Origin of the sequence: Acinetobacter faecalis (assembly GCF_034187745.1) — a bacterium.
GTDB lineage: Bacteria > Pseudomonadota > Gammaproteobacteria > Pseudomonadales > Moraxellaceae > Acinetobacter > Acinetobacter faecalis.
On sequence record NZ_JAXHPF010000003.1, the window covers coordinates 177193 to 198190 of the forward strand.

Here is a 20998-nt window from a genome sequence, read left to right on the forward strand (position 1 = left end):
CCACCTTATGCGTATGTGCCGAGTTTAGAATCAATCTTGATTGCATCAAATACCCACTCAACTGTAGAGCCATCTTTTGCATTCGTATAATCAGGAGTTTTTTTGAATGCACATTTCGTAGCAGTGTAGTTATCACCTGAACCGCTGTGATTCATTGTGATTGTATTTTTTCCCCACTTTGTAGTTGATGATTGCTGAACATTGTAAAGATTCATCAACTTTGCATTTGTTGGTGAGGTTTTAAGTAGTCGAATAGTGACTTGCCCAGACTTATCACAGTGAAGGCTATGCATACCTTCACCATCTGCACCCACGGTCATTGTGTTTTTATCACCAGCCATTGCAAAGGTAATACCTTCGTCAGCAATCGCAGCACCATAACCAATATCTACAACACCATCATCACTTGTTAGGGTGCATGCTGTGTCCATAAAACTGTAAGCCGTCATAAAATTCCCCTTATCGATTTACCGAAACAATGACATCAGCGAAATGCGTAGCACCTGCCAATTTTGTTGCAATTTGGAACACTGGCGCTTTACGTGCCTCACGTTCTGATTGTGCTTGACCGTTCAAGCTGTTAGCAAAAACATAGTATGCTTTGGTTAGGTAGTCACCCGTTTCAAGTGAACCAAAACTATCACCATTCCATTGACCTTCGCCAAGCAAGCCATTTGTAACACCTTGCTCACATGCACGTTCTAAAACACCACATTGACGATTTACGCCTGCAGGTGTTTGAGGAATTTTGGTCGTGCTTGTGTAGTACAGATTCCAAAGTGCTGTTTCAAGGTGGTTTTGAAGCCAATCCAAACCATGAATTTCATCAAAGAATGAACCATCACACATCACGCCTTCTTGAAGGATGGCTGTGTCATTATTGTATTTTGCAAAGACATTACAGTTTTTAGCTACTAGAGCTTTCGCTTCGCGTGTTTTTAAATCTTCCGCAGCAATACCTGGTAACTGTTTAAACTTAAGTGTGATTGTTGTGCCTGTACCCATAAAATTGACACTAAACGCACGACCCATAACTGATGCAGCAGCGTAAGGATTGTCACTAGAGAAAATGGTAAATGTACGGCGATAGTTTTTATTTTTAAGCAGATAGGCTGTATCTGTGGTGCTCAATCCATCCAGTGTCGCTTCTTGTTGGGTTGTATAACCAAACATGCGTACTGGATCAGATGCTTCAATAATCGCTGCAACCGAATCAGCTTCTTGTGATGTTAAATCTGCTGCAATAGTTAATCCGTACCATTTAAGAGATTCAAGACACTCATTCACCACTTCAGCAATGGTTTCAGGTGTTTCACTCTCTTTATCCCAATAACCAATGTAAAGTGTACGAGGTTTTGGAGCTTGCCCGAAATAAGCCAAGGCCGCCTGATACTCAGGATCATCAACACCGTAGTCTTCACCAACTTCGGTAATGCTTGAATACTCACGCATACGTTCAATGGTATCAATGACACCACTTGTTGTACCAAGAATAAGTAGTGAACCAAACGAACGTGGTCCTGCCGCCAAAGCTGCTAGAGAAATACTAACATTGACGACACTGGAAACAGGTAATGTCATTAAAGACTACTCCTAGTTAATTTTAATTTCGAAATCTTGAAAGGTTTTAATCAAGTGGGCTTGTTTGGTTTTTCTGTTAAAAACAGCAGTCACATCAAACCGATGAACATATTGCTCGTTGATTTTGTCGGGAGCTGTTAGCACTCTTCCAACCTCAATAAACTTAATTTTATGTTCGAGAATCTGATCTATGTTTTGTGGAATTGCCAAACCATCAATAAACCGCTTTGCATACATCTGACCATTTGGACCATAGAAAGATAAAAAAACCTCAAGTCGTTCATGGCGAATTGAGGTTTGATTTTCCGATTGCTCGAAGTATGGTCCATCGTCTGATGTTTGGTTTTGAACAACAAAGGCAATCCAATCTTGAGTGATTTTTGGTATTGATGGTGGTTCAGTTTGAAACCGAGGTCTTACCCACTTACCCAATAGACCAGTTACACCAACAATCAATCCTTGAAAAATATCTTCAAGCAACTGATCATTTGGCATAGCTTCGCCATCAGGTAGTAGATAACCACCTGTTGCAGAAGTATTCATAGTTAGCCTGTGATTGGTTTAATAATGCAGACCGCTTTAACAAAGCCACGACCGTAATGCAGATTCGGTAGAGCCTGAATTACGATATAGGTTTGATTACGCCACACAACTTCATCTGCTTGTTGATATTCACCACCTGCAATCAAGGCAAAGCGCGTATGTAAATTGATTGCACCTTTAATGATTGTTCCATCAGGTTGGCGATCTAAATTAATACCACTGTTTGTTGTTACAACTGCATTAAAGGGATGACTAGACTCGGTCTTGATTGGTCGCCCATTACTACCAACATCAACAATGGTTCGCTTGCAAACCAATCCCTTTTCCATAAAATCAGGATCCAATAAAACATCACTTACATCTAAGCCTGCCATTATTCACCTGTTTTCTTGATGACATAAGTTACGGATCGCCTTAATTGACCTGTATCAATCAATGGGTTTATGCCTTTTCGACCTCTTGCGAGTCGCATTTTTTTTGTTACTTCAGATAGAGGCTCAAAGTGACCACTTGTAAAATAAGCGCGTACAGTGTTCTGAGCAATCATGCCTGCAGTATTTAAATGACGATTCACCATAGCAATATTTCCCTTTAAAGCAGCATCAGCCGCCTTGGTGAGATGCTTTGCTGTTTGATCTTGACAACTTTCAACACCAGGCACCAAAAAAGGACGAGGCGGTAAGTTCATACTTGGCGAGCCTGTTTCTTGAATATAGCCAATTTGAGCATTAGTCATATCTGAATCAGAGCGAGCTTCACCATGTGGAATTCCCACCAAAACCTCTTGTGATGTTAGTGTTTCAATTGCCTCAAAGATGGAAGCAAGCCCATCTCCCGACATTGTGACACTCATAATTGAATACCGCCTGCGCCAACCATCATCATGAGTTGATAGAACTGAATACCATAGGTTGTTTGGTTCCAATGCCCTGCATCAGCATTTAAAACACTCGATACATCCATCGACTTAGAAACACCATCAACAGACTTTGAGGTTTCATTTCCCACAACCTTGCCACCAATACCACCCACATCAACAAAAGCCATATCGCGAGCATATAACGTCAAATAATGAGCTACATAAAACGTCAGCCCATCACCTAATAAATCATCCCAACGGCTTTCAGGTAGCAACTTCACTCCAAGTTTTAGATAAAAATTGAATTGTGCTGACGGATATAAATCCACATCAGCAAACATTGGCATGTTCTGCCGAAAGGTTGATTCATCTAACATTACTTAGCCTTTGGCGTTGCTTTAGTTTCGGATTGAGTTAAATCGAGCTGAGTGTCTGCGCTTTTCTGTTCAGCTTGATTCTTTTCTAATTCAGCAATTTTCACGGCATCGGCTTTGACTTGTTTTTCCAATGCTGTGATTTTTTTAGTTGCTTCATCCGACTGAGCTATAAGTGCTTCATGCTCAGCCTTTAGAGCATCATAGGCATCTTGAAGTTCTTTGTTGGCAGCATCAGAGGCGGTGATTTCTTGCGAATGCGCTTTGACAAACCAATGTTCAGCAATTTCAGCGGCCACCTCCTGCACACCAGCAGGAAGGGTTACTGTGTTTTGCTGACCATGCTCATCTTTACCAAGATTGACAACAAGTTCTTTCGTCAAAAGGATCTGTACAAGTTTAGTCATGGTCAGTGCTCCTTATAGACCGTCAGCGTAATAAGCAGTTTCAGGGTAAACCCATTCAACCGCACCAATACGACCAAAGTAAGTCGTCAATTGGCGTAAATCACGATACTCAAGTGGAGTACGTTGTAACGGCACCAATGGCATGCGTACACGGTTTTCAGACTGTGTATAAGTCATCATTCGGTCAGTACCACCAACACCACGACCAACTGCCCATTTAGAAGGTTGAATATCTAACGGCTTGCCATTTACAGACATTGCCAAGCAGTTAATTTTCAAGAATTCTAAGATCGAGATATTCCCTGCTTCACTCACAATGCGAGTGGTCAACCAACCAAACTGTTTTGGTGGTAAAAGCAATTTATCAGGACATACAGCGAAACCAGATGCGATCCAAGCATTGTTTAACACAAGGTTTACGTCATCTAGGATTTGTTGAGCTGTTGCGGTTGCCCAAGAAGCTGTAACGTTTGTTGCACCAACTTTGCTTGAGTTAAATAATCCTTCCAAGCCTAGCTGTGCATCACCGATATAGACTTGCTCATCTACATCCATGTTGTATTTAAGGGTTAGACCTGCATGTTTTTGAGCATCAACTGGACGACCAACCTTTTGAGCTGATTCAAGCTCAGGGAGTGTATAGCCGATCTGCATAGCCCATAGCGTTAATGGACTTGCAGTTTTGCCAATATCCAAAGCGATACCTTGAATAGCATCAGTGTTTTTACCGACCCATGCTTTACCACTACCCGATGGACCACCTGCAGCAGCAAAAGTCGAGTTAGTGAAAGATGAGGTTTCATCAGCAATTGATACATCAGAACGCAAATGGATATCGCGCGACCATGTAACCGAGGCTAATGGTTCATGCATTGTTTGGTCTAAACGTTCAAGTTCACCAACTAAGAATGCACCTGAGCTATCAACTGTGCGTTGGTCAAAAGTAAGCATCTGGTCTTTCGTACGTGCACGAACAGGCGACCCCATTGCCACAGCTTGAGCAAGTGTTGATGCAATAAGTAATTTACTCATATTCTATTTTTCCTTGGACATAAAAAAAGACGCTTAAAGCGCCCAGATCTACATCAATTTAATTTTTAAATGTTGTAAGAGATTTCTACATTGCCCGACGCGTCTGCTGCATGCATAAAGATTGCATCAACAGCAATGGTGTTTGCGCCATCCGCCACAGCTTCAATACCGCCTAACGGCTTAGTATCAGTTGCTGCATCAATACGGACGTAAACTGTGCTGCCTGCTTTTGCTGTGCCTGCGTTACATTTCACAGTCATGTAGCCACGACGCAAAACATCGTTAAGTCCTGTAGCAGGTACGGCCACACCTAAAGCATTTGTAGCGCTTTGTGTTGGATATGAGCGAACAATTAAGCCGTAAACTTTTGCTGCTGTGTCAGCTGAAGCAAGCGGTGCAAACTTACCATTGGCATCTAATTTGCCGAATAAGCCAAAGCCCGCAAAACCTACACCCGTTTGATGCGCTTCAATTGTTGAATGTGATTTGCGAGATACATCACCTGCAATGCCCGACGGCATGCGATATAAAAATGAATTACCCATTATTTTTGACTCCAGAAAGCTTGGTTTTTAGCGTTAATGTCGGCAGGTGTTGGAGCTGAGCGACCAAAGTCACGTGTCGTCACGCCTGTACGAACACCTTTCAAGTTGTTTTGTTGTTTGATGAGTTCCGATGCACCAATAAAAGCAGCATCAATTGTATAAGCAGGTAATGCATCAATATTTGCATTAGCGCCACCAACAAAAGGACCAATTGTTTTGACACCGTCAGCAGTTGCATAAGCCAATTTCAAAGCATTACGCTTAGCGGTATCCGCAACCTTACCAATATCTTTTGATGCTGAATCAAGTGTTGGTAATTTAAGACCTGGTGAAAGAATCTCTACACGTGAGCGTAGATCCTGAAGCGAATCGCCTGTGTAGGTTGTGCCTACGTCAACCTTACCTGCTTTTTCAGCTTCTAGAATGTCGTCTTCGGTTTTTTCAGGATCAATGTCTTCATCGCCTGTTTTACTGTCTTCGTCATCATCTTCAGTTTTCTTTTCAGGATCATCTGAATCTTTGGTTTTTTTCTTTTCCAAAGCCTCAAGACGAGAATCCATTGTTTTCATGAACTGACGCATTTCTTTTTGGAATTGACTATCAGCAGTTTTGCTTTTGCCTTCATCGTCATCGTCATCTTCAGTTTTAAGATCAGGCTCCTGATCTTCCACAGCCTTAGCCAATTTCTCAGCTTCATCTGAATCTTTTGTTTTTACCAAATTACGGATGCGATCCGCAAAACTTAGCTTTTTAGGCATTTGTTTATCTCCAATTGAGCAACGTGAACCACACCGCCCTTTATCTACTAATGCAACGTGATTACCAATAATGTTGCTCTGTGTCCCTTTGCCTTTGCTGACTTCTGTGTAATCAGCATCATAGCCAAGAGAAATTTGTACTTTTCCACCTTGAATCGCTTCAATTGCGTCTTTGTCTTGAACAAGCAAATCAGCAATTAAGAGGTGATCTTCAATACCCTCACCACGACGAATATTTTGTGCAGTACCTTTCGATAAATCTTTCCAATTATCAGGTGTCACCCAATCATCAGGATGGTCATTTGTGATCGGCTTGCCTTCAAAACTTGCAATTGTTTGAGGGCTGAACAAGTCATTATCATCACGAGTGATAACAATCAAACCAGCATCAGCTGTAACTGGTACTTCGCCTTCACCATATAAGAGCGAACCTGTGCAAGCCAAAGGAACATCACGGCAAAGCAAGTAGCCTTCAGGTGTTACTTCACGTGTTTTTCCAAGCTTTCCGACGGTGTAAAAATTTGACCGGTCTTTAGTTTGCCGATCTTTGGTTTTCTTCTTAAACATAACTCACCTTCGAATAGGCAATAAAAAACCACCTTTAAGGTGGCTATTCTTCAGGAATAACTGGTTCGGGATAACATCGACAATTCCAAATACAGCCTGCGTGTGCACGTGTACCTGTACGCTTATCTGCAATTGGTGGTTTATCCCAAGGAATATATTGACCGTTTAACTCATCATGCTCATGTCGAACATCACTATCTTCTGAACTACGCCAAATATAACCTTTACTTCCAAGTGCTTCCGCTCTTGCTCGTGTGAACATGGTAGATGCTTTAGATACCTCGGTTCGAGCGATTGTATTAGCTTTTGCTTTAGTTGTACCACCTGTTGCCATAATCAAGCCCGATATTTCGTCAGCTCGTCCACCTTCTATGACTGCCCTTGTTGCCAAGTCTTGAACACGTTGAGCAGCGTTTAATGGTAAGGATGTAATGAGACTGGTTTGTTCTGCAATAAGCTTTTGCATAACCATACCGACATCAGTCTCTCGAATCTCTTTACGCATGCCCACCGATATATCTTGTGCATATACAAGCCATGTCTTTTCATCACGTAAAGCGATATCCATAATGATTTTAGATGAAGCGTTACGTGCCCAAATATCGAGAGAATCCGCATACTTTCGTAATGCAGTCACTATAGATGGATAAACCGTTTCGTCATTTACATCAAAACCCTTAATAATTGAATCAACATAGGTTGCGATTTGTCTAAGTTGTCTGCCGTACTTCTTTTCAACTTTACGCGCTCGGTTCGGTGTATGGCGGATCTGATTCATTTACTTCACCTGGTCTCGGAACACTATCATCAGCAGATTCAATATCTTCATCTGTAATGCTTGAGTAAATACCTGTGATTTCACTCGACTGTTTTAGCTCTTTCATTGCTGATTGAGTGGAAATTAAGCCCTGCTCTTCCGCTTTGCAAATTGCATCAGTAATTTTGCTTGCAACATCAGCTTTTTGCACATCATCCATTTGCCACAGAGATGCAAAATCAAACGTAAATGATTCGGGTAATGCCTTACCAAGCACAGACAATGAAACAACCTGCAACAATTTCCCAAGTCCTGAGCGCATACGACGTTCTTGCTGTTGGTTGATATTGTCGTAATAGTTGCTTAAATCAGATTCACCTGTAGCATTCATACCTGATGGTGATTGACCAAATAAGCGAACTAAAGGAATTTGTGAAGCACCCGAAAGTTGTTGGCCAAACTGTAATAAAACAGCATCAAGACCAGCAAAAGAATAAGAGTGCGTTGCAAATTCATCCTCAGCATCCATGAGAGTCAAGCCCTCATTAGACTGCCATAAGCGAATTTGCTCAATCTGCTTAACTAAACCTTCAAACGCTTTACCACCTGCAGCAATAATTGCTCGTAAACCTTTCACTTTGTATGTACGCAAGTGAGCCTTATAAACTAATTGAGCAACACCCATGGTCGTACTATCAAATGCTGTTAAGCGATCAATCATGCGTTCGATGACTGACTGCCCCCAAAGGTTTTCAGCAACACGTTGCCAATAAGGTAAGTCCACACCATCAAAGCGAATTACGCGAGAATAATGAATCTTCTGATTTGACAAACCTAACGAGTCTGCAATCACATCGTAATATTTAGGCTTACCAAAATCAGGACCGTACTCAGTAACTAAATCTTGAAGTGTCGGTAATACAAGCCAACGGTCTAACACCATAAGGCCTTTGAATTGATCTTTACCCACTGTACCTATATCAAGTGGTGTACTTACATCTTGGCCATCAATCAACATGACAGCGATTGCACCACCATATAAGCGACCCCACTTAATAGCATTGGTTAATTCATTCCAAATTTCCAGATCATCAAGCTTTTGCTGAATCTTATTTGCATCTTCAGGATCATCCAGACCACGGATGTTAATGCCCTCGCGTGTCATATCCTCCGCAACAACATCAACGACCTGACCGACGATCCATGACGATCTATACATTGCTTCAAGTTTTAAACGATCTCGGCTAAGGAAATCAAAACCATAAGTTGATTGGTCGTGCTGACTTCCTGCACCCAAGCCGAGTCGCGCAGCAAAGTTTTGAAAACTATCTGCGGTAAAGTTTTTTAAAAGTTTCATTTCTTATCTCGGTTAGAGCTTATCCCATATCGCAATATTTGCTATTGCTGGGTTAAAGCAGATCATCACGCTGTCAGCTCTGTTTGGAGAGCAAGCTCCGTCAGGTTGTTTATTGACTAAAATCTTACCTACACCATTTTTTGTGTATGTTGGTTGTGACAATTCCGTTTTAAGCAGTGCTAATTCTTTTGGATCTAGATCAACAGTTGATAATGAGATTAGGTTGTCGGGATCGTACTCCATACCCTTTGATGCTCTATAAGTATTTTGGAACCTAATCCTTAAAGACCACCATGATTGAGCCTTAAGATTTGCAAAGAAGTCTTTATTCTTTCTTTCCTCAACCATTTCACCATCAGGATCATGAACTGAAGCAGAACCACGAAATGGCTCAACACTGATTTCAACACCACCAATTTCACGCTGTCTTTCATTAATCACACGAGCATCACCACGTACGCCTGCGCCTAAGCCATCTGAGTCGTAATAGCACAAGCCATAATCATCTTGAATACAAAGGTCCATCGTTTTTTGTGTGGTACCAAAGATGTCATCACCTTTGCCAGACCATGATTCTAGATACTGCAAAACAATGCCATGACGACCAGCGAAAGAGTTTTTATCTTTACCCTCATCTGCAACATCGAGCGCACCAATACGATCACCACTCGGTTCAATATTGAGCTTAATGTGAGAATCAATCGAAGCTTCCACCCATGCCGACGGAATTAATACGCCTTCAACCGATGCGGCATAGTTGATATCGACTTCTTGAGCAATAACCACATCGTCAAGCGTAGCAAGTTGTTTTTCATACCACGGATAAATTAACTTCCCACGTATTTCAATTTGCCAGTTCTTATCAGGGTTATCGCGCCAAGGCATAGTAAAAACAGCATAACGACCGCTAAAACGATCTTGGTGAAATCGATCACCAATACCGTTAGGTGTTGAGCCTTTAATGTGTACGTTAGTGTTTTGTGATATTGCAGCATCTACAGCTTCTTGACGCTCCACAAATGCCCATTCATCAAGAAAGTACATTGTTGTACGGCCACCACGACCAATATTGTCACCTGCTTCACCTGTGATGGTTGCACCGTTATCAGGATTGATAATCCGCATATAGTTATCGTGAACTTTCTCAACAAAGCCTTTGGGTTTTAACCAATTAGGCATTTTTGAATACATATCACGAAACTTGTGAAGTAAAGTTTTTGGATCACCTTTCTTATCGACTAGTTCCTCTTTACGACTACCAACACCACCTGCAAAGCCTTCTACAAACAACCACCGGTGCAAATAAAAGCCAAGCACAACGTATGACATACCTTCATCACGGCTCTTTTCAATCAAGCCATGTGTTTGAGTATTCTCACGCTCTAACAGCCAATCTACCAATTCAACTTGCTTAGGTCGCAATACAAAGGGAATATTTGCAGGCATACCAAATGGCATACCTCGTGGATCATAAGTCCATATCCAATGATTGAACCAATGTGCTGGATCGTTCTTACATCTATAAATCTCAGCTTCAATACTGAGTTGGTTTTGTTCTATTAGGGCTTTGTAGTAATAGCGTCTAGTCATCTCTGAAATAACTTCAGGTAACCTTGTGTTAATTGTCCATTCTTTTATTAGTGGTGCGATTTCATCAAGTGCATACGTCATAGCTTGCCATTAATACAAAGTCTTGAAAGTTCTTGTGCTGTGAGCCCTGCGAGTTCTTCAGGTGTGTATTTAGGTGTTTCCTTAACTTCCTGTTGAATAGGACCGCCATCCCTACCTGTGATTTCCTGCTTCGTCACACGACCATCAGTTTCTTGAAATGCTTGTTTGAGTAGATTTTGTTTCGCACGTTTATTTCGACCTGAATCGTCATACATTTTTTGAAGTTCACGAAGCCGAAAAGCTTTATTGGCAATCGCAATATCTTCAACATTTTCTCGAAAGTCTTTACGAGTTTGCTCAAATAAGTCTTTTAATTTTTTACTTAAATTACGACCTGCAACTTTAGTTGGGTCGTAAAGTGCTACCTGTTGCCGTGTAATTTCAATCTTATAATCTTGCTTTACAGCTTCTACTACTTGTTGAGGGGTTTCAAAGCATGCAAGAGACTGAACTATAAACATTTTTACAGGCTCTTTTAGTGCTGCCATAAACACCTCTTTGTATAGCTACGTATAGCAAGATAGGCAAAAAAAAGAGCCTCTAGGCTCAATTAATCACACACGTTCCACAACACGACGCAATACTTGTTTCTGATACAAACGGCGCAGACTTTGCAATTTCAACAAGTCGTTTAACTGACTCATCTGCACCCCATCGTTTTGTTTCACCAAAGAACACTTCAACATCGTGACCTGCTAAATAATGTTTAGGTAAGCCTGTATGGTCGCTATAAATGATTTCGCCATCTTCATCACGCTCTACACCTATGTGATACAGCTCATGCTCAATTAGTCGGCAAAATTCACGGTCTGTTGTATTTTCACAATAACTTGCATCAATCGTAATTAAGTAAACAGGTACAAAACCAAACCAATCTCGCATTTGTTGTTCTTGTCGTGCTTTTTTCCATCCACCTTGATTGAACATCACCTTTTCACATTGACCTAACACCATGCGCTTTTTAGCTACTGCAGCAGATGATGCCCAGGCGAATGCTAAAAAGGTTTCATCATCATGCAATAGCTCTGCAATATGGTCATGATCAGGGTTGTGAAGCTCACCACCTAAAGTTAGAAAGTTTTTAATTACCCATTCTTTTAGATCTATAGCAGGCGCAAGTAGAATTGCTTCTTGTTCTTCAGCTTTATCAATTAAGTCAGTCGGTGGAAATGGTCTGATCTGTTCCATGTGATGCCTTTAATTTTCTAAGCCAAACAGTTGCTCGCCCCAAATTAATATCTGCACATTCAAAACGAATATATCGATACCCCATTTCTTCAGCATGATCATAACGATCTAAGCTCCAAGCCTTGGTTGCAAGTTTACCTCTACGACCACCTGACCATGGACCACTCGCTATTTCAATTAAATATTGATACCCAATTAAATGAAAATCGAAACGCCAATGCTTTGTTGTTTTGAAGTGAAAATATTCTTCGTACTTAATTTCCATACGATCTAGAATTTCTTTGAATCGTTCAAAAGCTTCTAAGTATTTTTCACTGGCTTTTGGTAATGGTCTTGTGCTTGGTTTGGTTTTAATGGGCTTTTTTCGAGTTGCTGAAAAGTATTGTTTTTCATCCATATATTAAAACTCATTAAACAAACCCTGTAATGTCAGTTTATTTGTAACTTTATGTAAAAATAAAACGCCCAAATTTGGAGTTAATTAGCTCTAAATACAAAAATATTTAGCATGTCATAACTGTTTGTATTGCAAAATCAATAGGTTAAAATTTAATATACTATATTAAAAATCAATAACTTAGCCGTATTTATTCTTTTTATTAAAGTTTGCTCTGCATGCTAATCTAGATTAAGATCAAATTTCCAAGTTACATATAAGTTAAACTTCTATAGAGGGAAATATTATGAATAACACCTATCGCTATTTACCAAACAAAAATGGAGTAAATGAATGAAGATATCTTTTAAATGGCAGCTAGAATTGAATTTTGAGCGAAAAAAAGATCAAGAACTTTTGGGAATAGTTTCGAGACACCTCCCAAATGAACTTGATCTCACTCTTAAAGTTGCTTTCTTGTTTGCAAGTATCCATTTAAATGAATACTCACCTTTTAGAGTTGTATTAATATTATTACATTCATTGATGTAATTCCATAACTCAATTGTTCTATAATTTTATGAAGCTGGTCTTGATAAAGAGCCAGCTTCATTTATTATTTTCCAACCACACATCAAATCATTACGCATACAAAACCGAGCGTAAATTAACAATACGTTCTTTTAAGCGAATCATCACACTATCAATTGCAATTAGCTCGCTATGCCTTAAACCAGTTCGACTTAAATTTTGATATTTACTCAGTTCATCACAACAGAACTGTAAATCCTTTTTAGCTTGTACACGATCTGTCATGGATACCACCAATTAGAAAAGAAAAAGCCCTGTAAATAACTAGTATTCAACAGGGCTTCATATGCCGTAATTCTTCGGCTAGGACTACCAAACATTAGTTTGGTAGTGAGGGCTTAAATTTATCTACACCCCAACTTTGGAGGAGTGCTGGTATATACGCGCTTAATGTTTGCTGATGCTGTTAATTCACCTGGCAATAATGGGGATAAAACCGAAATTAGCCCAAAATCAACCACTGCACTACCTTCATAAAAGCAATTTATTTCAGCTGGTTTCAATGGGATTTTAAAATCATTATGCATATCTTTACCACTACCAGAATATTCAACCGTTAAACCCTTTAATAAAGGGATTGCGGATTCTGACTGCTTGATTGTGATAAGCATCATTTCATCCGTATGTTCATGCATCCCATAACTAAAATTCACTCTTACTGGAGCAATTGAACTAAAAGTATCTGATTGATACTCATTATCGTAATCATCAGTATGAAATGTGGTTGAAAGAGTTTTAAATTTTTCAGCAGCGAATACATCAATTGAAACAAACATTAACCCACAAAGCATAATTTTATTTAATTTTTTCATATGACATCACCCCCTTTAATTTAAGAGCATGAATTGTACAATTATATAAAAATTAAACAACAAAAAAAGCCCACCGTTCGATGAGCTTTCTTTATCTTTATTTAACCAGTGCAACTTACTTACACTTAGAACCACTATAACAGAAATATAGTCTTTTCCTTCCTGAGGGTCAAGTATTAATCACTTATATTTAATAAAATTATATCTAGAGTGTAATACAGCTAAACCACACTTCACATCTTGCTCAGCACCATATTTAGACCGGTGCTCATTAACCATCTGAGACCAACTATTACCATAAAAATAACGGTCAATAATTGCATCCATCCAATCATCCATAATTTCACTCTGACCTTGCATATCTAAAATCAAACGCTGTACCGCACGAGCTTCATTATCACTGATCTGACACGCCACTTTGGTTTTTGTGAGTTTTGGTTTTGATTCTTCAAGAAAATGCGCTGCAATTATTTCCTTTTTTTGCTCATCTGTAAGTTTTGCAATTTTTGATTTGATTACAGCGCTATCCATAGCCACCGCAATTGGGTTAATGCTCTTACCACACACTCCTGATACGGAATTCATCCATGCACCAAACTGATACAACCAACCTTCTAAATCATACTTCGACCAATCCACAGCACTTGTAATCGTAACAGCCATATTCATCCCTACTCCCCTTTTACCAATTCTTCAATTTGTTTAATCGCAAAACCACTTGTTACTTGTTCAGTGCTAAATCTAAATACCTGATAACCCATTGCTGTTGCTGTGTTGTATTTATCCATATCCCCCAAGTAGCCCTTACCCCTTGTATGACGACCACCTGACCAGATACCCCCTTCAACCTCAACTAACAACTTTGTACCTTCAATATGAAAATCAGCTCTCCATTTTCTTGTCGGGTGAAATCTAAATTCGCTCTTAAATGCGATTTTCAGCGCTTTTAATTGCATCCCTAGTGTTTGCTCACCCTTGCTCTGTTTCTTCACGCCATGCTTCGGAAGTTTTGAATTAGGCTTATTCCCGTATAGCTTCTTGTACTCAGCGAGTGAGATTGATGTCATTCACACCCCGACACTCACAATTAAAATGAGCACTAAACTCACTCTTGGATCCATTCATAGAGCACCAAGCTTTGTGTATAGATCGATGTTTTTTGATGTTGACCCCTTTAAACAATGCGAAAAGAGTTTGTTTATTCATACAGCCACCCAAAATAATTGTTTCGCTTTGTCTGTCGCTTTAAATCCCAATGGCTTGCATCCATCTGAAATTAAGTAGCCTTCTTTAACTAACTGTCTTGAAATCACGTTTGCAGAAAATCTTGATAACCCTGTCCATTCAGCAATATCCATCGTGCTAAATCGCCCTTTGCTTTGAATCGCATTTTTTAAAACATGTACAATTTTTTCTGTTTGCTTTACGGCACTGTGTTGCTTCTTCATGATGCGACTCCATCGTAACAACCACACGGAATGTCAAAATTTGTGTACTCAGCCATAAATGCATCTTCTTGCTGGTGAATCGACTTCCAAGAGAACTTGCGACCCAACCCAACAACTTTTGTTAGATCTGCCTGCTCCTCAATAAACAATGCTCTCTCAAGCAACTCAGGATGAAACTTCTCAAGCCACTTAATTTCACTTGGGCGCGAATTAGGGCAAAAATAACAAGCCGACTTACCAGGTAAAGCCAAGCCAGCATCTTGAATGGACTGAATACACTCATCACGCCCCATTCCCCACTCAATTAATGGATAAATTCTTGTGAACTTATCATCATAAGTTCCGCTTGCACGTTGTGGTTCATCTGCGTCATAACCAATAACTTTGACAATTCGACCAGCAACAAACACTGTGTTATTTACCGCTTTATCTTGTGGTGCAATCTTAAAACGCTGACTACATGTCTTAAGTCCATATGCCAAACTTGGCAATGCCTTACGATCCAAACAATCTTGCTCTAGCGATTTGCTTGCTTTGACCACTTTCATTGCTGGATAGCCTTTTGACTCAAGCCACCGAGAGAAATACTCAACATATTTATATGTATGTGGTTTTTCCGCACCAGTGTCAGCAAACATAATTAAATCAACACGCATTCCTCGATTTACATATTCAATCAATAGAGCTGTTGAATTGGTTCCTCCGCCATAACTAACCACCACAAAATCAGAATGGAGTGTTTGGACTTGTTTGGTTAAAATCTTGTTATATACATTCACACCCCACCCCCAACTCTTGAATCATTCCAATTGCATTCAACAATCGTTAAACCGTCATGCTGAAAACGAGACCAAAGACGATCACCCAAATCTTTTTTAAGTTCTTCAATCGTCATATTTGAAATAAGCATCGTTGCTTTTTTTGCGTCATAACGTGAATACAAAACCTTGTGCACCAACTGCAGACGGTTTTCATGACGATCATGCAAGCCGTATTCATCAAGAATTAATAAATCGTATTCAGTGAATCGATAAATCGCACTAGCTTCGCTGTCATCGGCTTTTTTCCAAGCATTGGCTATCTCATTCGCCATGTCTTCAGAAGTGGTGTAACGAGCATATTTACGGCTACTCAAGACGTTTTTAGCCACAGCGCATGACAAATGCGTTTTCCCTGTTCCTGTGCGCCCAACCATGATCAAATTACGATTCATGCTGTTGCTAATATCTTTTGCGAATGCTGAGCACTGAGTTAAAGCGATCTGCTGACCATTGTTTTTCACTTGGTAATTTCTAAATCCACTTTGTGCATGGCGACTTGGTAGCATTGCTCCTGCAAAGTATTTTTCACGAACAGATTGATTTACTTCTGATTCATGCTTCACATGAACTTCGTTTAAAAATTCTTTCGCACATGATTTGCAAACAACACGACCAAATAGATTTACTTTCAACTCGTTGTGCTCAATGCAAAGCTCTTGCGTTGGTTGAACATTAAAATTCATAGCTGACACCATAGAATTCATATCAAACCCTCCAAATCAACTTCACCTGTTGCAGGTGCATATTCCTGAACCTCACCCCATTTTTGATTTACATCGCGGCTTGAGGTTTGTTTTTCAGGAAATGAATTCTTATGCTCAAGCTTTTCAAATTCTTGAATAATCCAAACTGCAAACTTTCGTGTTCTTTGGTTTTCAGTAAGATCAATCTTGTTTTCCCAATAAGCATTGAAATTCCCAAGATGCAACTTGAAATCGGGCATTGCTAAAACTTCATCAGCTCGGTTGCTAAATCGTGATTGGAAAATGATGTTTTTCAGTGAATCAAGATTTGGATTCCACTCGTTAGAAAATTCTTGTGCGTGACCACACACTGGTTGTTCTTGGTTGTTATTGGTAGTTAATAATAGTTTGTGTGACTCTGCGTCACTGCTTTGTGTGCTTAAAGTCACTGCTTCTTGTATTAAAGTCACTGCTTGTGTGCTTAAAGTCACTGCTTCATCTTCATTGAAGTGGTGACTTTGCGTCACTACTTCCGTCTTTAAAGTCACTGCTTTTTTAATATTTTCAGCAATAAATTTATATTTTGAATTACACCCTCTAACCTTTTTTGAGATCAAAAAACCAAGTTCTTCTAACTTTTTCAGGTGTAGACAAACAACACGATTTGATAGTCCTGTGTCATCCATTAAGGTTTGTACAGTTGGATAGCAAATACCCGTTTCATAATCCGCATACGTCGCTAAGGTGATAGCTACGTGTTTAGTTGTTGAGTGCATCTTTACAGCTCGAATTCCTGTCACGTAGTTGAATTTACTCTCCGACATAGCTTGTCGCTCTTGTTTTGGAAATCGAACAACTTCCGCTTGATAGCTGTATTGTTCTTGTGCTAAATTTGATTTCATATTCAATGCCTTCTAAAGTTTTGAATTACCAAAAGCCTGATGTTCGAGATCAGGCTTTTTCTATTTGTATTGGTGAAAGATATTTTTCTGCTTGTTTTCTTAATGCCTTATCCGCAGCAGTTGCACATTCAATAATTCTTTGAAAAATAAGATGCGCTTCTTCGTATTCCTGTGGAGTAACAATATTGTCCTCAAGGACTTCATAAACTTTTTGATTAGCCTTTCCGCTTGCAACATTCGTTTGCATCATGGCTTCAAGAATATTCATTTCATGATGACGCTCTGGATCAACATCCACAGGTACAAGAACAAAACCTAATTTGTGTGCCCAAACTTTTAATACTGCAGGGTTTTGCGTGTACATCATCATCGCTTCAAACTTTTTAAGGCTTGGTAAGTGATCAGGCATGTTTGGATTTGCGTAGTTGCAAATCGTGTTGTGTGAATCCCCTGTTAATTCAGAAATATCCTTAGGTGTAACACCAGGAGTGAGTCTGATCATCTTGTGTAAAGCTGTTTTTGTTTCTTTACTTATTTCCATTGTGAATCCTTGCTGTATTTCACGTTTATTTAAAGCGATCACTGATTGATAATTGGTTTAAGCAGTAAGTGGTTGTACTAAACCCTTTAATGTTGGACATAAATCTGTAGCTTTAAATTCCCCTTTAGTTACCATCTCAGCTCTCAGGGCTACAAGTTCAGACATGTTCCAACGCCCATTTATGTAGCCACTGATATTTGATTGACTAACCTTTAGAGCTTTTGCAGTGGATACTTGTCCGCCAAGGTAATCCACAAGCTCTTGGTAAATGGTATCCATAAACCACCTCAAAATATTAGTAACCCATTAATAATATTAGCACTCTAATATTTAGTCAATAAGTATTCTTATTTGATTTAATATTAGTTGCCTAATATGCTTAATAAAGCACTTAGAGGTAGTAAAAATGCTTAAAGACCGACTTAAAGAAGCTAGAAAAAAGGCAAAGAAATCACAAAAAGATGTTGTTGATGCTATTGGTATTACTCAATCCGCATTAAGTCAGCTTGAGACAGGTGCTGTCTCCTCTTCATCACACTTGCCTGCAATTGCTAGGTTTTTGAATGTTGATTCTTATTGGTTGCAAACAGGCGAAGGCGAAATGCTTGTAAGCGCATCTCAGGATAATGGCTTCAACAATGTAAGTTTTGACGTACCAACATTAAGAAAAATTCCATTACTTGATTTTGTACAAGCAGGTATTTTTCATGAGTGTGGTTATGACGGCATTAACCCTAAAGGTGAGTCTTATACAACTTATGAAAGTAATAAACCTGAGTGTGTATTCTCTCTTGAAGTTTCAGGATTAAGCATGACGCCTGAATTTAATCCAGGTGACAAGTTAGTAGTTGATGGCGCAAAAGCCCCCTATCCTGGTTGTTATGTGATTGCGCAGAATGGTAGTCATGAAGCCACTTTTAAAAAATATCGTGCTATTGGATATGACGAGCATGGCAGAGAAACCTTTGAATTAGTTCCTTTAAATCCAGACTTTCCAACAATGTGCTCTACCCAACAAGAAATTAGAATTATTGGTGTAATTGTTGAGCATGTAAGAAGTTTTAAAAAATAATCAAGAAGTGAAATCATAATGATCGCAACACTTAATAAATCCAAAACTACACTAACGATCAACCGTCAAGAATTTAAATTAGCTTTAGAAAAAATCAGTGCAGGAATTGATAAGCAAATAGCTTCACTTAAGAAAGCTAAACAGGGTTATGACGCCAAGGAGATGGCGCAAGAGGTCATTAGCGAGCTAAACATCTTTGAAGCTATTATTGAAGGCTTTAACGAAGCAGAAGGTACAAATCTAAAGCTAACTGACATAACCAATCTTGAGAAAGCACAAGAATGGATTGATGATTTTTTAGAGAAGTATTCTAAGGATTGATTGGGGATGCCCTACCTAATTAGGCCCTTAGATCTAGACTTCTTAAATCTAAAGCTAATTACTAGAAGTGAAGTATGCAAACACTAGAAATAAATTCCCGTAATATCAGCCATGTGGCTTACCAAAACTTTTTATTAACGGTGGTGCTTAGAACAGGCGAAAGGTTTATTTATCGACTTCTTGAGGCAAGTACATTCAAAGAATTTATTGATTCAGCAGACAGAGATAAATTTTATAGAAGTCATATTGAAGCGAATAAGAAATTTAAAAGAATTCAGCTTTTTGGATAATTAAACTGTAAACCTAATGCATTACATATTGGGATTAAGGATTAATAAAAACATGGGGAAAATGAATAAATTTGATTACATGAAGCTAGCACTGCTTCTCATGGTAGTGGCTATTCTTTGGGCTTCGATGATCTTGTAATTGGTCTATTTGAGAAAGATGGTGATGCCCTACTTTGTGGGGTTTTATTCAAAAAATAATATGCTGCGAACCCGACGCAGTTCTTTGGATCGGGAGGGGGAAATATGCAAGCTACTATAACTCTAGACGCAAATGAAGTAATAATGGAGACAGAATTTACAGTTTATTACTCCACTAAAAATATTGTGCCAATTCCTAAAATTATTGATGCCTTGAAATCAATTGAGAGCATACTACACAAGACTCCTAAATTTGTAGAAGCAGCTTATCCTGGTATCAAGGTTTATGACTCACAAGTGTTTATCAATCACTTGGAAAGTGGTAGTCTAGATATTAAAGTTATTCTACGTCAGGTATTAGGTGATGCAAAATACGAACGTGGTGAAAAGTTGGTAGATGATGCTAAGCAGCTAATTAAAGATGTGGTTTCGGATAGCAAAACTATGAATAATATTGTTATTTTTAGCATGGGTGCCATTGTGGCAACAGGTTTTAATTATGCAATTGCTACCAAAAATTCTTCCCAACCTACACCAGCTCCAGTAACAATTATTAATAATGGCATCATGAATGGCTCTGGAACAATGATTTTATCACCAGAAGAAACGCAAAATATTTTGGAAAAGTTACCTCAAAAGCAGGTTGCAAAAGATGCAGTCAATTTTGCCAAACCTACCAAGGATGATCCTAGCTCTAGTATTGATCTTCAAGATGATAGCCACATAAAACAAGTTTCGTTTGATTCAAAATATGTTAATCAGGTGCCAGAGCACTACGAGCCACCCGAGCAAGAGCAAAAAGAAGAATTACTGAAAAACCAAGATGTCTACATCTATGCTAGTGACAGGGATAAAACCAACTCAGGATGGGCAGGAATAGTCCCTGAGCTCTTTGAAGCTCGCGTTAACTTTGATTTAGCAGACACAATTAATCCCGATAAATTACATGGAAAAAGAAAAATTAAAGCTAATATTCTTGTGCATAGTAAATTTAATAAAACAAAACGTAGTTATATTCCTTCAAAAGTTACAATTTTAGAAATTGTATGATCTAGATTGCATAGCAAAAACCCACCCTGCGTGGGTTTTCTTTTATACAAAACCAACAATAAAGATATATATTTAATATACCTTTTAAACTACTCTTAAAATCCACATTTCACCTACTTTTAATTATGATTACACTCATAAGTCTACTAGTAGCCAACGTTATAGCAATGGTCGCAACTGTAGTGTTCTTCAATAGAAAGTAAGTAACTATTAAAAATCCAACCCACCCAGTGTGGGTTTTATTTTGTCTATTAAAACATAAAAAAATTAGAACATTAAAATAATATTAGCAAACTTATTGACTACTAATATTA

The 20998-nt window shown here is 39.0% G+C and carries 30 protein-coding genes; 4 read left to right on the top strand and 26 right to left on the bottom strand.

Going from position 1 to position 20998, the window contains the following annotated elements:
• Positions 1-5: 5 nt before the first annotated feature.
• The 26 genes from SKM54_RS04480 to SKM54_RS04605 all read right to left on the bottom strand — a co-directional run bounded on the left by SKM54_RS04480 (position 6) and on the right by SKM54_RS04605 (position 18092).
• Positions 6-449 (bottom strand): phage structural protein, encoded by a 444-nt coding sequence (locus tag SKM54_RS04480; RefSeq protein ID WP_321094393.1) that lies wholly within the window; start codon positions 447-449, stop codon positions 6-8.
• A gap of 10 nt (positions 450-459) precedes the next feature.
• Positions 460-1581, bottom strand: coding sequence for a DUF3383 family protein (locus SKM54_RS04485; protein ID WP_321094396.1), 1122 nt, complete (start codon positions 1579-1581; stop codon positions 460-462).
• A 12-nt stretch (positions 1582-1593) separates the two neighbouring features.
• The gene (locus SKM54_RS04490) at positions 1594-2124 is read right to left on the bottom strand and encodes a phage neck terminator protein (protein WP_321094399.1); all 531 of its coding nucleotides are present in this window, start codon (positions 2122-2124) and stop codon (positions 1594-1596) included.
• A 2-nt stretch (positions 2125-2126) separates the two neighbouring features.
• Positions 2127-2498, bottom strand: coding sequence for a hypothetical protein (locus tag SKM54_RS04495; protein ID WP_321094401.1), 372 nt, complete (start codon positions 2496-2498; stop codon positions 2127-2129).
• The gene (locus SKM54_RS04500; RefSeq protein WP_407061294.1) at positions 2498-2965 is read right to left on the bottom strand and encodes a hypothetical protein; all 468 of its coding nucleotides are present in this window, start codon (positions 2963-2965) and stop codon (positions 2498-2500) included. Before SKM54_RS04500 ends, SKM54_RS04495 begins: the two co-directional genes overlap by 1 nt.
• An 8-nt stretch (positions 2966-2973) precedes the next feature.
• Positions 2974-3360, bottom strand: a complete 387-nt coding sequence (locus SKM54_RS04505) for a DUF4054 domain-containing protein (protein ID WP_321094407.1) — start codon at positions 3358-3360, stop codon at positions 2974-2976.
• On the bottom strand, positions 3360-3764 hold the full coding sequence (locus SKM54_RS04510; protein ID WP_321094409.1) for an STY1053 family phage-associated protein: 405 nt from the start codon (positions 3762-3764) through the stop codon (positions 3360-3362). The genes SKM54_RS04505 and SKM54_RS04510 overlap by 1 nt, the downstream gene beginning before the upstream one ends.
• Before the next feature lie 12 nt (positions 3765-3776).
• A complete protein-coding gene (locus SKM54_RS04515; RefSeq protein WP_321094411.1) occupies positions 3777-4796 on the bottom strand; it encodes a DUF2184 domain-containing protein in 1020 nt (339 codons plus the stop codon).
• Positions 4797-4861: 65 nt separating this feature from the next.
• Positions 4862-5341 (bottom strand): structural cement protein Gp24, encoded by a 480-nt coding sequence (locus tag SKM54_RS04520; RefSeq protein ID WP_321094414.1) that lies wholly within the window; start codon positions 5339-5341, stop codon positions 4862-4864.
• Positions 5341-6666, bottom strand: a complete 1326-nt coding sequence (locus SKM54_RS04525) for a DUF2213 domain-containing protein (protein WP_321094416.1) — start codon at positions 6664-6666, stop codon at positions 5341-5343. Before SKM54_RS04525 ends, SKM54_RS04520 begins: the two co-directional genes overlap by 1 nt.
• A gap of 43 nt (positions 6667-6709) precedes the next feature.
• Complete coding sequence (locus SKM54_RS04530; protein WP_321094418.1) at positions 6710-7444, bottom strand: phage head morphogenesis protein; 735 nt, start codon at positions 7442-7444, stop codon at positions 6710-6712.
• A complete protein-coding gene (locus SKM54_RS04535) occupies positions 7407-8780 on the bottom strand; it encodes a DUF1073 domain-containing protein (RefSeq protein ID WP_321094421.1) in 1374 nt (457 codons plus the stop codon). The genes SKM54_RS04530 and SKM54_RS04535 overlap by 38 nt, the downstream gene beginning before the upstream one ends.
• A 12-nt stretch (positions 8781-8792) precedes the next feature.
• Positions 8793-10451, bottom strand: coding sequence for a terminase (locus SKM54_RS04540; protein ID WP_321094423.1), 1659 nt, complete (start codon positions 10449-10451; stop codon positions 8793-8795).
• Entirely contained in the window at positions 10448-10939 is a 492-nt protein-coding gene (locus SKM54_RS04545) for a DUF2280 domain-containing protein (protein ID WP_321092426.1), read from the bottom strand. Before SKM54_RS04545 ends, SKM54_RS04540 begins: the two co-directional genes overlap by 4 nt.
• A gap of 58 nt (positions 10940-10997) precedes the next feature.
• Positions 10998-11639: a putative metallopeptidase gene (locus tag SKM54_RS04550; protein WP_321094424.1), complete on the bottom strand. Its 642-nt coding sequence runs from the start codon at positions 11637-11639 to the stop codon at positions 10998-11000.
• Positions 11608-12036 carry a hypothetical protein gene (locus tag SKM54_RS04555; RefSeq protein WP_321094426.1) on the bottom strand — a complete coding sequence of 143 codons (429 nt, stop codon included), beginning with the start codon at positions 12034-12036 and terminating at the stop codon, positions 11608-11610. The genes SKM54_RS04550 and SKM54_RS04555 overlap by 32 nt, the downstream gene beginning before the upstream one ends.
• Before the next feature lie 621 nt (positions 12037-12657).
• Entirely contained in the window at positions 12658-12831 is a 174-nt protein-coding gene (locus SKM54_RS04560; RefSeq protein WP_321094428.1) for a hypothetical protein, read from the bottom strand.
• A gap of 119 nt (positions 12832-12950) precedes the next feature.
• Positions 12951-13418: a hypothetical protein gene (locus SKM54_RS04565; RefSeq protein WP_321094430.1), complete on the bottom strand. Its 468-nt coding sequence runs from the start codon at positions 13416-13418 to the stop codon at positions 12951-12953.
• Between the two features lie 180 nt (positions 13419-13598).
• Positions 13599-14087 (bottom strand): hypothetical protein, encoded by a 489-nt coding sequence (locus SKM54_RS04570; RefSeq protein WP_321089761.1) that lies wholly within the window; start codon positions 14085-14087, stop codon positions 13599-13601.
• A gap of 2 nt (positions 14088-14089) precedes the next feature.
• Positions 14090-14485, bottom strand: coding sequence for a DUF559 domain-containing protein (locus SKM54_RS04575; protein WP_321094432.1), 396 nt, complete (start codon positions 14483-14485; stop codon positions 14090-14092).
• A 135-nt stretch (positions 14486-14620) separates the two neighbouring features.
• Positions 14621-14866: a hypothetical protein gene (locus SKM54_RS04580; RefSeq protein WP_321094434.1), complete on the bottom strand. Its 246-nt coding sequence runs from the start codon at positions 14864-14866 to the stop codon at positions 14621-14623.
• Complete coding sequence (locus SKM54_RS04585; protein ID WP_321094436.1) at positions 14863-15645, bottom strand: phosphoadenosine phosphosulfate reductase domain-containing protein; 783 nt, start codon at positions 15643-15645, stop codon at positions 14863-14865. Before SKM54_RS04585 ends, SKM54_RS04580 begins: the two co-directional genes overlap by 4 nt.
• Complete coding sequence (locus tag SKM54_RS04590; RefSeq protein WP_321094438.1) at positions 15642-16391, bottom strand: ATP-binding protein; 750 nt, start codon at positions 16389-16391, stop codon at positions 15642-15644. The genes SKM54_RS04585 and SKM54_RS04590 overlap by 4 nt, the downstream gene beginning before the upstream one ends.
• Complete coding sequence (locus tag SKM54_RS04595) at positions 16388-17272, bottom strand: helix-turn-helix domain-containing protein (protein WP_321094439.1); 885 nt, start codon at positions 17270-17272, stop codon at positions 16388-16390. The genes SKM54_RS04590 and SKM54_RS04595 overlap by 4 nt, the downstream gene beginning before the upstream one ends.
• A 49-nt stretch (positions 17273-17321) precedes the next feature.
• Positions 17322-17813, bottom strand: coding sequence for a phage regulatory CII family protein (locus SKM54_RS04600; protein WP_321094441.1), 492 nt, complete (start codon positions 17811-17813; stop codon positions 17322-17324).
• Between the two features lie 57 nt (positions 17814-17870).
• Positions 17871-18092 (bottom strand): hypothetical protein, encoded by a 222-nt coding sequence (locus SKM54_RS04605; RefSeq protein ID WP_321089755.1) that lies wholly within the window; start codon positions 18090-18092, stop codon positions 17871-17873.
• A 127-nt stretch (positions 18093-18219) separates the two neighbouring features.
• Here SKM54_RS04605 and SKM54_RS04610 point away from each other — a divergent pair, with 127 nt between their 5' ends.
• The 4 genes from SKM54_RS04610 to SKM54_RS04625 all read left to right on the top strand — a co-directional run bounded on the left by SKM54_RS04610 (position 18220) and on the right by SKM54_RS04625 (position 20684).
• Entirely contained in the window at positions 18220-18885 is a 666-nt protein-coding gene (locus SKM54_RS04610; protein WP_321094443.1) for a LexA family protein, read from the top strand.
• An 18-nt stretch (positions 18886-18903) separates the two neighbouring features.
• Complete coding sequence (locus tag SKM54_RS04615) at positions 18904-19206, top strand: hypothetical protein (RefSeq protein WP_321094445.1); 303 nt, start codon at positions 18904-18906, stop codon at positions 19204-19206.
• A gap of 74 nt (positions 19207-19280) precedes the next feature.
• Positions 19281-19496: a KTSC domain-containing protein gene (locus SKM54_RS04620; protein WP_154771552.1), complete on the top strand. Its 216-nt coding sequence runs from the start codon at positions 19281-19283 to the stop codon at positions 19494-19496.
• A 243-nt stretch (positions 19497-19739) separates the two neighbouring features.
• Positions 19740-20684 carry a hypothetical protein gene (locus SKM54_RS04625; RefSeq protein ID WP_321094447.1) on the top strand — a complete coding sequence of 315 codons (945 nt, stop codon included), beginning with the start codon at positions 19740-19742 and terminating at the stop codon, positions 20682-20684.
• The last annotated feature ends 314 nt before the right edge of the window (positions 20685-20998 follow it).

Bases quoted from the DNA above. Each gene is read 5' to 3' on its own strand.
- SKM54_RS04480 (WP_321094393.1), bottom strand. From the start codon at position 449: ATGACGGCTTACAGTTTTATGGACACAGCATGCACCCTAACAAGTGAT.
- SKM54_RS04485 (WP_321094396.1), bottom strand. From the start codon at position 1,581: ATGACATTACCTGTTTCCAGTGTCGTCAATGTTAGTATTTCTCTAGCA.
- SKM54_RS04490 (WP_321094399.1), bottom strand. From the start codon at position 2,124: ATGAATACTTCTGCAACAGGTGGTTATCTACTACCTGATGGCGAAGCT.
- SKM54_RS04495 (WP_321094401.1), bottom strand. From the start codon at position 2,498: ATGGCAGGCTTAGATGTAAGTGATGTTTTATTGGATCCTGATTTTATG.
- SKM54_RS04500 (WP_407061294.1), bottom strand. From the start codon at position 2,965: ATGTCGGGAGATGGGCTTGCTTCCATCTTTGAGGCAATTGAAACACTA.
- SKM54_RS04505 (WP_321094407.1), bottom strand. From the start codon at position 3,360: ATGTTAGATGAATCAACCTTTCGGCAGAACATGCCAATGTTTGCTGAT.
- SKM54_RS04510 (WP_321094409.1), bottom strand. From the start codon at position 3,764: ATGACTAAACTTGTACAGATCCTTTTGACGAAAGAACTTGTTGTCAAT.
- SKM54_RS04515 (WP_321094411.1), bottom strand. From the start codon at position 4,796: ATGAGTAAATTACTTATTGCATCAACACTTGCTCAAGCTGTGGCAATG.
- SKM54_RS04520 (WP_321094414.1), bottom strand. From the start codon at position 5,341: ATGGGTAATTCATTTTTATATCGCATGCCGTCGGGCATTGCAGGTGAT.
- SKM54_RS04525 (WP_321094416.1), bottom strand. From the start codon at position 6,666: ATGTTTAAGAAGAAAACCAAAGATCGGCAAACTAAAGACCGGTCAAAT.
- SKM54_RS04530 (WP_321094418.1), bottom strand. From the start codon at position 7,444: ATGAATCAGATCCGCCATACACCGAACCGAGCGCGTAAAGTTGAAAAG.
- SKM54_RS04535 (WP_321094421.1), bottom strand. From the start codon at position 8,780: ATGAAACTTTTAAAAAACTTTACCGCAGATAGTTTTCAAAACTTTGCT.
- SKM54_RS04540 (WP_321094423.1), bottom strand. From the start codon at position 10,451: ATGACGTATGCACTTGATGAAATCGCACCACTAATAAAAGAATGGACA.
- SKM54_RS04545 (WP_321092426.1), bottom strand. From the start codon at position 10,939: ATGGCAGCACTAAAAGAGCCTGTAAAAATGTTTATAGTTCAGTCTCTT.
- SKM54_RS04550 (WP_321094424.1), bottom strand. From the start codon at position 11,639: ATGGAACAGATCAGACCATTTCCACCGACTGACTTAATTGATAAAGCT.
- SKM54_RS04555 (WP_321094426.1), bottom strand. From the start codon at position 12,036: ATGGATGAAAAACAATACTTTTCAGCAACTCGAAAAAAGCCCATTAAA.
- SKM54_RS04560 (WP_321094428.1), bottom strand. From the start codon at position 12,831: ATGACAGATCGTGTACAAGCTAAAAAGGATTTACAGTTCTGTTGTGAT.
- SKM54_RS04565 (WP_321094430.1), bottom strand. From the start codon at position 13,418: ATGAAAAAATTAAATAAAATTATGCTTTGTGGGTTAATGTTTGTTTCA.
- SKM54_RS04570 (WP_321089761.1), bottom strand. From the start codon at position 14,087: ATGAATATGGCTGTTACGATTACAAGTGCTGTGGATTGGTCGAAGTAT.
- SKM54_RS04575 (WP_321094432.1), bottom strand. From the start codon at position 14,485: ATGACATCAATCTCACTCGCTGAGTACAAGAAGCTATACGGGAATAAG.
- SKM54_RS04580 (WP_321094434.1), bottom strand. From the start codon at position 14,866: ATGAAGAAGCAACACAGTGCCGTAAAGCAAACAGAAAAAATTGTACAT.
- SKM54_RS04590 (WP_321094438.1), bottom strand. From the start codon at position 16,391: ATGAATTCTATGGTGTCAGCTATGAATTTTAATGTTCAACCAACGCAA.
- SKM54_RS04595 (WP_321094439.1), bottom strand. From the start codon at position 17,272: ATGAAATCAAATTTAGCACAAGAACAATACAGCTATCAAGCGGAAGTT.
- SKM54_RS04600 (WP_321094441.1), bottom strand. From the start codon at position 17,813: ATGGAAATAAGTAAAGAAACAAAAACAGCTTTACACAAGATGATCAGA.
- SKM54_RS04605 (WP_321089755.1), bottom strand. From the start codon at position 18,092: ATGGATACCATTTACCAAGAGCTTGTGGATTACCTTGGCGGACAAGTA.
- SKM54_RS04610 (WP_321094443.1), top strand. From the start codon at position 18,220: ATGCTTAAAGACCGACTTAAAGAAGCTAGAAAAAAGGCAAAGAAATCA.
- SKM54_RS04615 (WP_321094445.1), top strand. From the start codon at position 18,904: ATGATCGCAACACTTAATAAATCCAAAACTACACTAACGATCAACCGT.
- SKM54_RS04620 (WP_154771552.1), top strand. From the start codon at position 19,281: ATGCAAACACTAGAAATAAATTCCCGTAATATCAGCCATGTGGCTTAC.
- SKM54_RS04625 (WP_321094447.1), top strand. From the start codon at position 19,740: ATGCAAGCTACTATAACTCTAGACGCAAATGAAGTAATAATGGAGACA.